The organism is Paenibacillus humicola, from assembly GCF_028826105.1.
Taxonomy (GTDB): domain Bacteria; phylum Bacillota; class Bacilli; order Paenibacillales; family Paenibacillaceae; genus Paenibacillus_Z; species Paenibacillus_Z humicola.
In genome coordinates this window covers 326,203-338,474 of record NZ_JAQGPL010000001.1, presented here as the reverse complement: position 1 = coordinate 338,474, position 12,272 = coordinate 326,203, and the positions used below count along the sequence as shown (strand labels likewise).

At 59.1% G+C, this 12,272-nt stretch carries 11 protein-coding genes and 1 pseudogene; 3 read left to right on the top strand and 9 right to left on the bottom strand.

What is annotated here, in order from left to right; translation table 11 throughout:
* Positions 1-98: 98 nt before the first annotated feature.
* Entirely contained in the window at positions 99-1,616 is a 1,518-nt protein-coding gene (locus PD282_RS01595) for a response regulator transcription factor (RefSeq protein WP_274648648.1), read from the bottom strand.
* Entirely contained in the window at positions 1,609-3,423 is a 1,815-nt protein-coding gene (locus tag PD282_RS01590; protein WP_274648647.1) for a sensor histidine kinase, read from the bottom strand. Before PD282_RS01590 ends, PD282_RS01595 begins: the two co-directional genes overlap by 8 nt.
* 140 nt (positions 3,424-3,563) lie before the next feature.
* Between PD282_RS01590 and PD282_RS01585 the strand changes: the two genes are divergently transcribed.
* The 3 genes from PD282_RS01585 (at position 3,564) to PD282_RS01575 (ending at position 5,466) form a co-directional block, all read left to right on the top strand.
* Positions 3,564-4,121 carry a DJ-1/PfpI family protein gene (locus tag PD282_RS01585; protein WP_274648646.1) on the top strand — a complete coding sequence of 186 codons (558 nt, stop codon included), beginning with the start codon at positions 3,564-3,566 and terminating at the stop codon, positions 4,119-4,121.
* A 137-nt stretch (positions 4,122-4,258) separates the two neighbouring features.
* On the top strand, positions 4,259-4,738 hold the full coding sequence (locus tag PD282_RS01580) for a hypothetical protein (RefSeq protein ID WP_274648645.1): 480 nt from the start codon (positions 4,259-4,261) through the stop codon (positions 4,736-4,738).
* 194 nt (positions 4,739-4,932) lie between these two features.
* Complete coding sequence (locus tag PD282_RS01575; protein ID WP_274648644.1) at positions 4,933-5,466, top strand: MerR family transcriptional regulator; 534 nt, start codon at positions 4,933-4,935, stop codon at positions 5,464-5,466.
* Between the two features lie 128 nt (positions 5,467-5,594).
* Here the strand turns inward: PD282_RS01575 and PD282_RS01570 are convergent.
* From PD282_RS01570 to PD282_RS01535, 7 genes and pseudogenes are all read right to left on the bottom strand, one after another.
* Positions 5,595-5,699: pseudogene (locus tag PD282_RS01570) on the bottom strand (mechanosensitive ion channel family protein); the annotation flags it as partial.
* A gap of 4 nt (positions 5,700-5,703) precedes the next feature.
* Complete coding sequence (locus PD282_RS27550; protein ID WP_476703958.1) at positions 5,704-6,345, bottom strand: mechanosensitive ion channel family protein; 642 nt, start codon at positions 6,343-6,345, stop codon at positions 5,704-5,706.
* A 488-nt stretch (positions 6,346-6,833) separates the two neighbouring features.
* Entirely contained in the window at positions 6,834-7,046 is a 213-nt protein-coding gene (locus PD282_RS01555; RefSeq protein ID WP_274648643.1) for a cold-shock protein, read from the bottom strand.
* A 90-nt stretch (positions 7,047-7,136) separates the two neighbouring features.
* Positions 7,137-7,337, bottom strand: coding sequence for a cold-shock protein (locus tag PD282_RS01550; protein ID WP_274648642.1), 201 nt, complete (start codon positions 7,335-7,337; stop codon positions 7,137-7,139).
* Between the two features lie 275 nt (positions 7,338-7,612).
* Positions 7,613-8,839, bottom strand: a complete 1,227-nt coding sequence (locus tag PD282_RS01545) for a glucoamylase family protein (protein WP_274648641.1) — start codon at positions 8,837-8,839, stop codon at positions 7,613-7,615.
* Between the two features lie 43 nt (positions 8,840-8,882).
* Positions 8,883-9,716: a phytanoyl-CoA dioxygenase family protein gene (locus tag PD282_RS01540; protein ID WP_274648640.1), complete on the bottom strand. Its 834-nt coding sequence runs from the start codon at positions 9,714-9,716 to the stop codon at positions 8,883-8,885.
* Positions 9,717-9,739: 23 nt separating this feature from the next.
* The gene (locus PD282_RS01535; protein WP_274648639.1) at positions 9,740-12,166 is read right to left on the bottom strand and encodes a beta-galactosidase; all 2,427 of its coding nucleotides are present in this window, start codon (positions 12,164-12,166) and stop codon (positions 9,740-9,742) included.
* Between the last annotated feature and the right edge of the window lie 106 nt (positions 12,167-12,272).

The following is a 12,272-nucleotide window of genomic DNA, read 5'->3' as shown; positions in this document are numbered from 1 at the left end:
AAACATTTTCAAATAGGCGACATACTTAATAATCACTGTTCAAACTAAAGAAACGCGGAGCAAAAAATGAGAAAAAAAGAGACCGCCCCGGTGATCCCCTAAAGCAGCCCCTGATAATCCTTCGGCGATATGCCGACGTATCGCTTGAATTGCTTGTAAAAATAGCCCGTCTCCCAATACCCGACCTGCCGGGCGATATCCGCGACCTTCTTGTTCGTTTCGCGGAGCAGCGCCTTCGCCTTCTCGACGCGGAACCGGTTAACGTATTCGGAGAACGTCTCGCCGGTTTCCTTATGAAACAGCTGGCCGAGGTAAACCGGGTGGATGTTATACTGCGAGCTGAGCGACTTCAGCGACAAATCCTCGGCATACGCCTCGTGGATCCGGCCGAGCACCTGCTGGATGACCGGGCTTTTTGCATCGCGGACCAGCGAATCGACGGCTTCTTCCGCCACCTTGGCGACGGCGGTCTTCAGCTCCGCGATCGTCCGCGCTTTGGACGCCCGCTCCACGCCCTCCCGGATCAGATCGGGCGAATCCGTCTGCTTGATCAGCTTCAGCTCCAGCTTGATGCGGATCATCATTTCGATCGCGACGCTTTGGAGAACGGCAGGCGTAATTCCTTCCATCCGCTGCAGCCGGTCGAATTCCCCGTCCGACGCCGCGATCAGCGCATCCTTATCTTTTGCCGCAATCAGCTTTCCGTATTCAGGCCAGTTCACGGGGAGCTGCGCGTTCGCTTTTTCTTCCTCAATCGCAATCTCTTCATAGACGAGCAGCTCACGGTCGGGATAAATCAGAAAATATTCCTGCGCTTTGCCGGCGCGGCCGAAGCTGACCCTCACGCGGTCGGCCGACCCGGATGCGCCGGCCGCCGAAATGCGCAGCCCCGCTTCAGGGAATGCGCCCGGCAGGCGGCGCAGAAAGGCAAGCGCTTTCTCCCTGCCCGCTGCTTCATCGCCCAATGCGAAGACGATCACGATGCCTCCACCGACATCGCGGCACGGCATGACGGACGGATCGGACTCGGCCATCCGCATGATATGCCGGTACATTTCGTCCTCCTGCGACCCGGTCCGTACGATTGCCGTCACGACATGCGGCTTATGGACGTCGAGCTGCAGCAGCGCCGCCCGCTCCTCCAGCTCCTTCGGCGCGATTTGCGCGGTAAGCCACCGGTGCATGACGTGGTTTCGCAGCACGTCGATATCGTACGCGCCAAGTTCCCGGTCCGTCCGGGATGCGTTCAGCTTCTCCAGCGTTGCGGCGAGGGTCGATTCAAGCTCCTCCAGGTTGATCGGCTTAAGCAGGTAGTTCTCGATGCCGAGCTTCATGCCTTCCTTTAAATAATCGAATTCATTGTAGCCGCTTAGGATGATGACCTTGAGCTCCGGCCGGAGCTTCCGCGCTTCCCGGATCAGCTGCAGGCCGTTCATAACCGGCATGGAAATATCGGTGATGAGAATGTCCGCAGGCGTCTCGCGCAGCGCCTGCAGCGCCTCCTGGCCGTTGCCTGCGCTGCCGGCGATCTCCAGGTCGAGCGCCGGCCAGTCGATGACGTCGAGCAGCCCTTCGATAATAAACGGCTCGTCGTCTACGAGAAACACTTTATACATGCCCCTCTCCTCCTCCCTCCGCCGGGTACCGGAACTGCACGATCGTCCCTTTCCCATATACGCTGTCAATGCTGAGTCCGTAGCCGCCGCCGTACAGCAGCTTCAGCCGCTCGTGCACGCTACGCAGGCCAAACGAGCCTTCCGCCGCGGCCGGAAGCGACAGCGACTGCCGGATTTTGTCCAGCTTGTCCGGCTTGATGCCTGTGCCGTTGTCCTCCACGGCGACGAGGATGTGTCCCTCCGAACGGCGCACCCGGATTTCGATCCAATTATCGTCCCGGTCGGGACGGAGGGCGTGTACGATATAGTTTTCGATGAGCGGCTGCAGCGACATTTTCAGCGCCTTCGTGCCCGCAAGCTGCTCGTCCCAGTCGATGCGGTACGCGAATTTTTCCTTGTACCGGATCTGGAACAGCTTGAGGTATAACCCGCAAGCCTCCAATTCATCCCGCAGCGTATACACCTGCTTGTCCTGCACAATATTTTTGAACAGCACGGACAGGCTGTAGATCATCTCCCCGGCGTCCCTGGCGCCCTGAGACAACGCGCGCATCCGGATCACCTCGAGCGTGTTGTACAGAAAATGGGGATTGATCCGCGCCTGCAGCGCTGAAAATTCCGTATGCTTCTGCCGGATCTCCGCCTTGTACACCCTGTCGATATGGCGGTTAAGCTCGCCGATCATTTCATTGAAGCTGCGGGAAATTTCGCCGAGCTCGTCCTCCTTCCCGTCCTGGATCCGCACCGTCATATCGCCGGTTTCCACCTTGCGCATGAGCCGAATGATGTTGCCCGTCCGCTTCGCATAGTTGCGCACCACGAATGCCGGAACGAGAATGGTGAACAAAATGCAGATGGAGCTCACGATGGCGATCGTCCGCTGCAGCCCCCGGTACGCCATAGCGACCTCGCTCTTCGGCGCGACGCCGACGACCGTGTAGCCCGCCTGATTTTGCGTGAGCGTCGTGACGTACGCCTGCTGCTGAAGCCGCCCTCCCCCTTCCGCCTGCTGCAGCTCGTCGGCATAGGGGTACGTCGTGCCGTAATAGGTTCCCGAAGAATCGAACAGCACCTTTCCGTCGGCGGCGAGCACCAGAATGCTCCCCTTCAAATCCTTGCTGTAATTTTCCATCGCCCCCGCGATCGCGTCCGAATGAAAATAGACGTGCAGCTGGCCGATGTTTTTGTACGTCCGGTTATTGTTGACCGGCTCGCTCACGTCGAACAGCGCCAGGTCTGGGTCGCCGCCGATCGCCCTGCGCACCCATTCGTTCGGCAGGGAAACCGGCTGCTTGTCGAGCGCCATCGCGTCAGGAATGTAAGAATTCGCCGCATTCGTCTGGATAAGCCGGGCCGTGCCCTGCTGGTTGAAGACGAACAGGAACTGCTTTTCCGCGCTGTACAGCAAAATATTTTCGATGCCGGGGTCATCCTCCAGCCGGTTTTTAAAATAGTCGAGCAGGTCGAGAGAGCCGCCGTCCGCGTAATATTGATCGAGCCGGTGCGAGTAATAATCGTCGAGCGAATGCAGCAGTAAATACGAGCTGTGATCGGACAGCTGCGGATCGCGGTAAATATCGCTCATCATCGCGTGCACGGCTTCGTATTTGCGGTCCATGAAATTGTTGACGCTGTCCATCGCTTTCCGCTGGTTGGCCAGCTCGCTGCGGACAATCGACTGGCTCGTGAAATACGACATCAAATAAGCAAGCGTCGCGATCGACAATACCGTAATGCCGGCGAACAGCAGAATAAGCTTCGTGAACAGATTGTTCCGGATATGAGCGCGGTACAGCTTTCCGATCATCGGCGTTCCTCCTGCAGGACGGTATGCCAGCATTATATCACGTTCGACAAATGACGACATTTTTCACCGGTTTACAGTTTCAGGATGTTCGACTCATAATGAACTTGCATGACCATCCCGCTAGATGAGGAGCTGATTGAATGTCCAAAAAAGTGCTGATCGTCACCGGCGACGCCGCCGAGGTGCTGGAGGTGTATTATCCGTATTACCGCGTGCTGGAGGAGGGCTACGAGGCCGTCATCGCCGCGCCCGTTAAAAAAGTGCTGCATACGGTCGTGCACGATTTCGTCGACGGCTGGGAAACGTACACCGAGAAACCTGCGCACCTGCTGCCCGCCCATATCGCCTTTGCCGACGTCGAGCCCGCGGATTACGACGGCCTTATTATTCCCGGGGGAAGAGCGCCCGAGTATATCCGCTCGGATGTCAATCTGCCGCGCATTCTGAGCCATTTTCTCGAAAACGGCAAGCCGGTCGGCGCGATCTGCCACGCCGCGCAGGTGTTCGCCGCGCTGAAGGACACAAGCTTCTTCGAAGGCCGGACGATGACGGCCTATACCGCCTGCCGGCTCGACGTCGAACGTCTGGGCGCAACCTACGCGAAGGACACGCTCCACGTCGACGGGAAGCTGGTCACCGGCCACGCCTGGCCGGACTTGCCGGGCTTCATGCGCGAGTTTTTGCGACTGATGCAATAACGCCCTCTTTCAGACGGCCCCGAAGACGCCGGCCGGCCCGCGGTTCGGGCTTCCGCGTCCGGGGCCGCTTTGCTTTGCCCCGCAGCAGCCGTATGCTATAATCACAGGATTAACGGACAGCCGTCATGGAGGCGCATATGCTTACATTCGAACAAAAACAGTCCATTCTGGACGCCTTCCCGGAGCTTGAGCGCAAGCCGGTTTCGCTCGGGCGGATCAATTATCATTACGAAGGCAGCCTTTACGACAAGAAAACGGTCGTGTATCACCTGCATCCAAACGGCAACGGCTACGTCTATGCCGGGCTGCTGCAGGAGTTTCCGGTCGATGACCGGGGTTTCGTCAACATCCGGGATTTCGGCGCCGACGAGCTGCGCCGGATCGTTGCGGAGTCGATCCGCTCGCTCTCGCAGCGGGAGGAGGAGCCGGCGAAGCCGAAACGCCGCAAAAAGAAGAAGGAGCAGCACTGGACGAACACCGAAGGCCAGTCGCTGGTGCTGAAGTTCGAAGACGACCTGTGGTACGTGTATGCCGGGCTCAGTCTTGAATCCGTCTTCGAGACGTTCGAAGAGGCGGAAGCGTATTTGCGCGAGGAAGGCTTCTCTCCGGCGACATAGCGAAGCGCCGGATACGCCCGCGCTGTCGATGAAATGGGGAAATTAGCGGACGGCAAGACGCGGCCCCGAATCGATGCGCAGGCGCACAAAAAAACACTTTGTTTAGCGAATAACCACTACCTTTGTCAGCCTTGCAGGGAGTTCGGCGCGGAGCGCGAATACGTTCTTTAAACTAGCCGAACGAGGTGATTTCCATGGAAGCCAAGAAAACGAAGGAAGCCGCGCTGATGCTGGGCGTCAGCCAGACGACCATCAAACGCTGGGTTGCTTTTTTTCACATGTCGTTCCGGAAGGACAGGTTCGGGCACTATATTTTTGATGAAGCGGATATCGACAAGCTGGCTTTTATTAAAGAGCAGATCGAGCAGGGGCTGATTTTAAGCCAGATTGAACTGCCCGGGCACGAGGACGTCCGGGAGGAGCAGACGAACGGGGCGGCGGATGGCTTGAACGCCGGCGAAGTGCTCTCCCGTATCAAGCAGCTGGAGTTCCGGCTGGCGCAAAAAGCCGACGATGTCGTGTCGATTCAGGTGCTGCAGCACCGCAAGGAGCTGGAGGAAATCCGCAAAACGGTGGAGCAGCTGGCGGCGTCCGTCGAGTCGATGCGCCAGTCCGAGCGGAAAGCCGCCGTACAGCAGATCGCGGTCCCGGTCCCGGCTGCGGAGCCTTCGTCGCCGAAGCCCGCCCGGAAGCGGGGGCTGCTCGGCTCGCTGTTTCATTTATTTTAGACCGGCTGAAGCGGCTTCTCGCGCACTTCGGCCGTTTGCAGGAACACGTGCTGAGCCGGATAAGCCAGCTGGACGCCTTCCTCCTCCAGGATGCGCAAAATCGAAAAGTTCTCGTCCTGCCGCGTCTGCAGGTGCTCGGACCAGACCGTCGTTTTGGTGAAAAAATAAAAGTACAGGCCGAGGCTGCTTTCCTGAAACGAATTGAACTTGACCTGGATCGTCTCCGGATCGATGCGTTCATCCGAACGCAGCTCGGTCTCGATGCGGGAAATGGCCGTTTTCAGCTGCCGGGATCGGAATCGAGCGCCGCTCCGAGCGTAAACGTAATGCGGCGCTTGCCCATCCGGCTCCAGTTCGTAATCGGATTGCCGGCCAGGGTGGCGTTCGGCACGACCACCAGCGAATCGGCGAACGTGCGGATTTTCGTGCAGCGGAACGTAATATCCACGACTCCTCGGCATCCGGCGTCACGATCCAGTCTCCTTTGGCGAACGGCTTCTCCAGGATGATGACGACACCCCCGAAAATATTGCCGAGCGTGTCCTTCGCCGCAAGCGCGATCGCCAGACTGCCGAGCCCCAAACCCGCCACCAGCCCGTTGATGCTGAAGCCCCACTCCGAGCCGACCGCCGCTATGACCAGCACCACGATAAAGAAGCGGAGCACCTTGGACAGAAACGGAATGATCATGCTGGACGCTTCGGGCCCGAACCGTTTGCCCACGCCTTCAAGCAGGGCCGAGGTGGAAGCGGATACGTTGAAAATGCCCCAGCCCGCCAGCACGATGCCGACGCTCCGGCAGACCCGGTCGGCCAGCAGCTTTACGCCCGCGTGCGGAAACGCCAAATAACGCACCGCCAAATACGCCCCGATCAGCACGATCAGCGCACGGACAGGCCAATTCGAACGCCCGCGCCCATTTGACCGCCGTGTCGGAACGGCTCAACCTTCGGAGCAGCAGAGGAAACAGATAAGCCGCGAACAGCTTGCGAAACAGCAGAAAGAGCAGCAGGATGCCGATGGCCATCAGAATCTCCGTCCCCCGGACCTGCGTCACCCACGTCCAGTTCAAGGATCGTTAACCTCCTCAGCGTTTTACGGCGTAAAACGGTGTAAAACGCCGCTTCGTAAGCCTATGCTTTACGTTTTACGTAGTAAAACTCCGCTTCGTAAGCATACGCTCAGCGTTTTATGGAATAAAGCGCCGCTTCGTAAGAAGCTTGGTAACCATTAGCTTGCGACAGCGAAGCCAAAATCATGAAAAACAGCAGCCCTCCCCGGCGCAGCGGCAGCGGGCCGGGCCGCCGAGACGACAAAAAGACACCTCGCGGTGTCTGTAATTATGCATATGGAGCGGCTTTCCGGGATTATTCCCCGTTCCGCCGCGGATTCGTATTGACGAGCACGGCGAGCTTCTTCTCGCCTTTCTCCATCGGGGATTGGCATTGAGGGCATGTCGGATTGCTGGAAAACGAGAAATTATCCCGCATCCATCCGTTGCACGTTTCATTCGTACACGACCAGATTGCAGTCATTTCTTCAGCAATTTCTTCCATCGGTTTTTTGCGTGAATTGTACATGGAACGCTCCCTCTTTCTTGTTTAATTTGGACGGACCCAAAAGCAAAATGCCCCAAACGATAATACCGCTTGGGGCATGCCGATTCCTGCTTACAGCTTAACGACGTTCTCGGCTTGCGGTCCGCGGTTGCCTTGAACAACGTTGAACTCAACGCGTTGGCCTTCGTCGAGCGATTTGAAGCCTTCGCCTACGATCGCGCTGAAGTGTACGAATACGTCGTTGCCGCCTTCAACTTCGATAAAGCCGAAGCCTTTCTCTGCATTGAACCATTTCACTGTACCTTGTTGCATGTGTTCATTACCTCCTAAGTTTAACTCTATATGACCTTTTATTTTGTCAAAAATAAAAATTCACATATTGTACAAGGTTATTCCTCATCCAAAATAATAACCCTCTACAATATGTGAATTCATCCGAATTCCTCAGGTCACAATTTTATATTCATTGTACCACGTAAAAATCGGAAATGCAACAAAGAGCTGGAATCGGATAACGGTCCAGACGGTTTCTGGAATAACCGCCGGCCAAGCGCGAACCGCCGTTCGCTTCGGCCGGCGGTTCCCGTCTACCCGAGCGTCTCCGCCGGCATGCCCATACAGAGCGCCATGCCCCGCCGCGCCGCCGGAACGTTCATGAAATGGCGCCAGACGAAGCCCGCCCGGTAATTCTCGATCATAAGAAGCGAAATGCCTTTGTCGATGCCGATCACGTCCTCCGCAAACCAAGCCGGCGAAACGTCCAGGTTGTACGCGTCCTGAAAGCCGTATTTGCCCCAGAGGTGCGGGAAATGCTCGTAATAATGGCGCAGCGCGGCGATCGATTCCTCAGGCGCAAACACGATCGAGCCGGCCGCGCCGCACGGCGGAATCGTGCCGTCGACGTAATCGCGCTTCGTCGTGTTCGGGTTGGCGCCGTAGCCGCCGCTGTAGCCGCGCGGCCCGTCGCACGCCGTCAGCCCCCAGGAATTTGCGCCGAACGTTTTTGAGCGGTCCCTATGATCGATGCAAAACTGCCGGTTGGCCAAGGTAGCCTGCACTGAATTTTCAAACCAGTCGACGCCGAATTTATCTTTCCGCCCGCGAAAATCGAACCAGGCGTGCGAAAACTGGTACACGAACAGCGCCCCGCCCGTACTGTGGATGACCGGCCCATAGCCGCCGTAATAGCCGACGTACCGCACGAAATCGTCGAACATATCGGCCGGTACCGGATGCGTGGGCGACGCCGCACCCAGAAAATACATCATAAACTGCTCGGCGTAATGGTCCCAGGCGCCGAAGTGGCGCTTTTCCTTATCACTGTAGCCCATATAGAACTGGTTCGTTTCCGGGTTGCGGTACCAGTCCCATTCCACCCGCTCGTAGAGGTCCTGCGCCAGCTCCCGGACGTATCCGCCGAAATATTCGCCGGCCGCCAGGACGCCGCAGATGCAGATCGCCGTATCGATGACGGAAACCTCGCATCCGCCGTATTGCTTCGCTGTGTTCCAATCAAGGAAATGGAAGAAAAACCCGTGCCGCTGCTCCGCATGGCGAAGCAGCGTAACCATCGTGCCCCGAGCCCGTTCGTGCGCTTCCCCGCGGGGAACCCAGCCGCGCTCCGCGCCGATCGCCAGCGCGGTCAGCCCGAATCCGACGGAAGCGACGCTCGTCATATCCGGCTGCCCCGGCGCCCGGTCGCGGATCAGCCCGTAGCCCGGACTGTCCGGATCGTCGTTCGCTTCTTCCCAGAAAAATAGAAAGCTTTGTCTGCTCTCCAATTCGAGCAGCTCTTCGTCCGTCAAGCGGCGCATCCCCATTCCCTCCTCTTTGAAATGAACCCGTAACTGCCCGGAGCTACTCCCACGGCTTTCGCGCCGGGGAGCCGATTTTCTCGAAACGGAACAGCCGCTTGCACCGCTCCGACATGGCGTCGTACGTCTCCTGCGGAATCGGGATGCTGGAACCGTAGCCGTACCAGCTCTTGCTATAAATAAACGCCAAATTCGTTCGCCTGTAATCCGACCGGTTCGGCGTCCCGCGATGCCAGACGCGGATGTCGCGGATAACGACCGAGCCGGCCGGCATCAGCACTTTTTCCGACGGCATATGCGACGCGGCGCGCACGATGTCCAGATGCGGGTTCACGCTGCCGTCCAGCGTATCGTGGTTGGAACGGTCCGGGTTCAAGTGAGTGCCGCCCGGCCAAATTTCAAGCGGCCCGTTATCCTCCGTCACGTCGACGAGCGGAATGTTGACGACCAGATTAAAAATCGGCAGCGGGACCGAGAAATCGGGGAACAGCGGCCTAATGTCGCAGTGCGCGTTCTGGTAATCCGAGCCCGGCATCGGCGTGTCGGAGGCAAAATAGATGCAGCGGCTGTCGTCGCCCAGAATCCGGTCCACCACCGACATGGCGATCGGATTGCAGACGATGTTTTCGTCGCAGTACGGGCGCTCGAAGGGCAGAAACATTTGCGCCCGGTTTTTGCCGGTATTGTAGCCCCGCCGGCCGATGTATTCGTCGAACAACGGGTCGAACGCCGCGCGAATCTCCTCGATTTGTTTCCGCGGAATAACGCTTTCCAGCACGACGTAGCCGTTGACCCGCACCAGCTCGGCAAGCGTATCCAGCTTCTTCGGGCTCAGCTTTCCCGTATTTCGCTCTTCATCCGTCAATGTAAAATTCATCTTGATTTCTCCCTCCGGAATAATTAGCGGACGCCGAACCGGACGGTCATCCGGTCGTTCGCCTTGGCGTGCCGTTTCGATAAGACTAGCTGCGCTTCCCCCCGATGCTCGACCGTGTAATCTTCATCCGGTAAAATTTCGCGGCCGGTCTCGATCAGTACAGCGTCACGTTCCCCGGTCAGCCGGAACGAGACGGAGCGGTCGCCGATTTCCGCAATTTCGGCGGTGGACCATACGATGTGCGCCTCGCCCGCCGCGATATGAAGCGGCAGCATGACGCCCTCCTTGCTTCCGAGCGTCAGCGTGCGGCCGCCGAAAAGCGGCTCGCCGTTTTCGAAGATGCGGAACGTTTTGCCGAACCCGTCCAGGTTCAGCGCATGAATGAACCGCTCGCCCGTTTCGCTCCGGGTGGAGGTCATGAAGATCCCGTGATCGCGGCAGTCGTGCGTAAGACCCGGCGCCGCCCCCAGCCGCTCAAGCGCAGCCCGGAACAGGCCGATGTCGCATTTGTAGCGGGCGGTAATCACGACAGCGCGCCCCATGCCGGCCCGAAGCTCGAAGCCGCATGCTTCCCCGGTGCCGTACAGGCGCAGCACCGTTTCCGCTTCCGCTCCTCCCGCGGGCTCGAACGTCTGCGCGAAATGCGTCCGCACCTCCGGTCTCGGCGCCGCCCAGCTTTCCGCGACGACGGAAGGGTACGCATGAGGCCCGTCGCGGCGGTCGCCGGTATGGCGCAGGCCGAGCGCGTCCGCCAGCTCAGAGCAGGGCTCGCCCTCCATATCGTACAGCGGAACCTCGCCGTAGAGCAGCAGTCCGCCTCCCTGCCGCACGTAATCGGCGAGCTTCAGCTGAAGCGCCGCCTCCATATAACGTGCCGACAGCAGCGCGAGCACCGGCATTGTCTGCGGCACAAGCGGCTTGTTCTGAATGTCGGCGGCGCCGAACCGGTAGCCGGCAAGCAGCATCGCCCGGGCCATCGTTTCCCAGCCCCAGTGGGCGCGGTTCGCTTCAATATTTTCGTAGACGGCTTTCATTTTGGCGCTGCCCGGATAGCGGTATTCCGTCATGTAGTAGTCGGGAATGAAAGCAAACGTGACCGCATCCCGCTCCTCGCGCATGACCGCCAGCTTGTCGCCTACGGCCATAGCCGCCTGAATGCCGCGCGCCATCCGGTCGAACGTGTAGTTCAGTTCCCCATCCGGGCTGACGGGGGCCGCGAAGCCGTGGCGCTCGCCGGTAAACGCAATGCGGTCGTTGCCGTCGCCGGGCTTCTCGTCCAGCACGTAATTGCGCCCGCCGCAGAACAAATAATAGTTGATCAGCCGGTTTCCCTGCGCGATGCACATCCGCATTTTGAAATCGGCCGCCGACGGGTCGTAGCGCCCGCCGTACGTTTCGCCGAAATTGCCGTCGCCGCAGTTGAACTCCACCGAGGTCAGCGGCTGATGCTCGTCGTGCACGGCATCCATAAAGCCGTTGATCAGATACAAATCCTGAAACGTATTCATGTCGAGATCGCCGAAATAGATGTCGGAGCCCGATAAATAGCCCGGCTTGCCCTCGTAGCATTCGTACAGCTGGCTGATCCCGATCGGGAACGTGAAGCCGCGGCCTCCGCCGGTGCCGTGGATGTTGATGACGAACGGCACGCCGTGCGCGCCGAACTCCTCGGCGTAGCCCTTCAGCGTATCCGCGTATCGGGCGAACCGGTCCCGCATGTAATGGCCGAGGTCCAAATGCAGCGCCGGCGCGTAATCCTCCCCCGGCGAACGGACAGCGGTGCGCCGGGCGTCCGCATCCCTCAAATCGAACGGGTAGCGGGCAGCCAGCGCTTCCGTGCCGTACGTCCGGCCGAGCCAGCCGGCAAAATCGTCCAGCACGAAATCAGTCAGGTCCGGGCCGTTGCTGACCCAGGGCAGCATACCGATTTCGTTGTCGAGCTGGATGGCGATAATATTGCCGCCGACGGGCTGCAGGCGCGGTGCGGCGACCGCCATCACCGCTTCGTACCAGCGTCTCGCCTCGGCCAGAAAGCCGGGCGCCAGGTAGTCCACGGTCCGCGTCGTCGCGGGGCGGCCGTCCCAGCCGCGCGGCATTATCTCGGGATGCTTCGTGTATACCCAGTACGGCAGCCCTTCGTTCTTCATCTCCGCCATAATGAACGGACCCGGGCGCAGAAAAAAATAGAGCCCGTTGTCGCGGCATAAATCGATGAAGCCCGCCAAATCCAGCTCCGGCCGCGTGCGGCCGTGCAGATCGATCCGCCCTTCTTCCGGCTCGTGGCACAGCCACGGCACGTAGCTGGCGACCGCGTTGCAGCCCGCCGCCTTCAGCTTGTCCAGCCGGTCCTGCCATTCGTCGCGCCGCAGCCGGAAATAATGAATTTCACCGCACAGGATCAGCTGCGGCCGTCCGTCGATCCGGATTTCCTTGTTTACGATTTCAATCACAGTTGATTGCTCCTCTCTCTCCTTATCGCATGCCGCTCTCCCTATAGAGTTCCCAATCCAGCCCCCGCTTGAACGCAAAATGAATCTAACCGCATCCGCTCCGGCT

What these genes read in the sequence shown, in the direction of transcription:
- PD282_RS01595 (WP_274648648.1), bottom strand. Translation starts at nt 1,616, where the DNA reads ATGTATAAAGTGTTTCTCGTAGACGACGAGCCGTTTATTATCGAAGGG.
- PD282_RS01590 (WP_274648647.1), bottom strand. Translation starts at nt 3,423, where the DNA reads ATGATCGGAAAGCTGTACCGCGCTCATATCCGGAACAATCTGTTCACG.
- PD282_RS01585 (WP_274648646.1), top strand. Translation starts at nt 3,564, where the DNA reads ATGTCCAAAAAAGTGCTGATCGTCACCGGCGACGCCGCCGAGGTGCTG.
- PD282_RS01580 (WP_274648645.1), top strand. Translation starts at nt 4,259, where the DNA reads ATGCTTACATTCGAACAAAAACAGTCCATTCTGGACGCCTTCCCGGAG.
- PD282_RS01575 (WP_274648644.1), top strand. Translation starts at nt 4,933, where the DNA reads ATGGAAGCCAAGAAAACGAAGGAAGCCGCGCTGATGCTGGGCGTCAGC.
- PD282_RS01555 (WP_274648643.1), bottom strand. Translation starts at nt 7,046, where the DNA reads ATGTACAATTCACGCAAAAAACCGATGGAAGAAATTGCTGAAGAAATG.
- PD282_RS01550 (WP_274648642.1), bottom strand. Translation starts at nt 7,337, where the DNA reads ATGCAACAAGGTACAGTGAAATGGTTCAATGCAGAGAAAGGCTTCGGC.
- PD282_RS01545 (WP_274648641.1), bottom strand. Translation starts at nt 8,839, where the DNA reads ATGCGCCGCTTGACGGACGAAGAGCTGCTCGAATTGGAGAGCAGACAA.
- PD282_RS01540 (WP_274648640.1), bottom strand. Translation starts at nt 9,716, where the DNA reads ATGAATTTTACATTGACGGATGAAGAGCGAAATACGGGAAAGCTGAGC.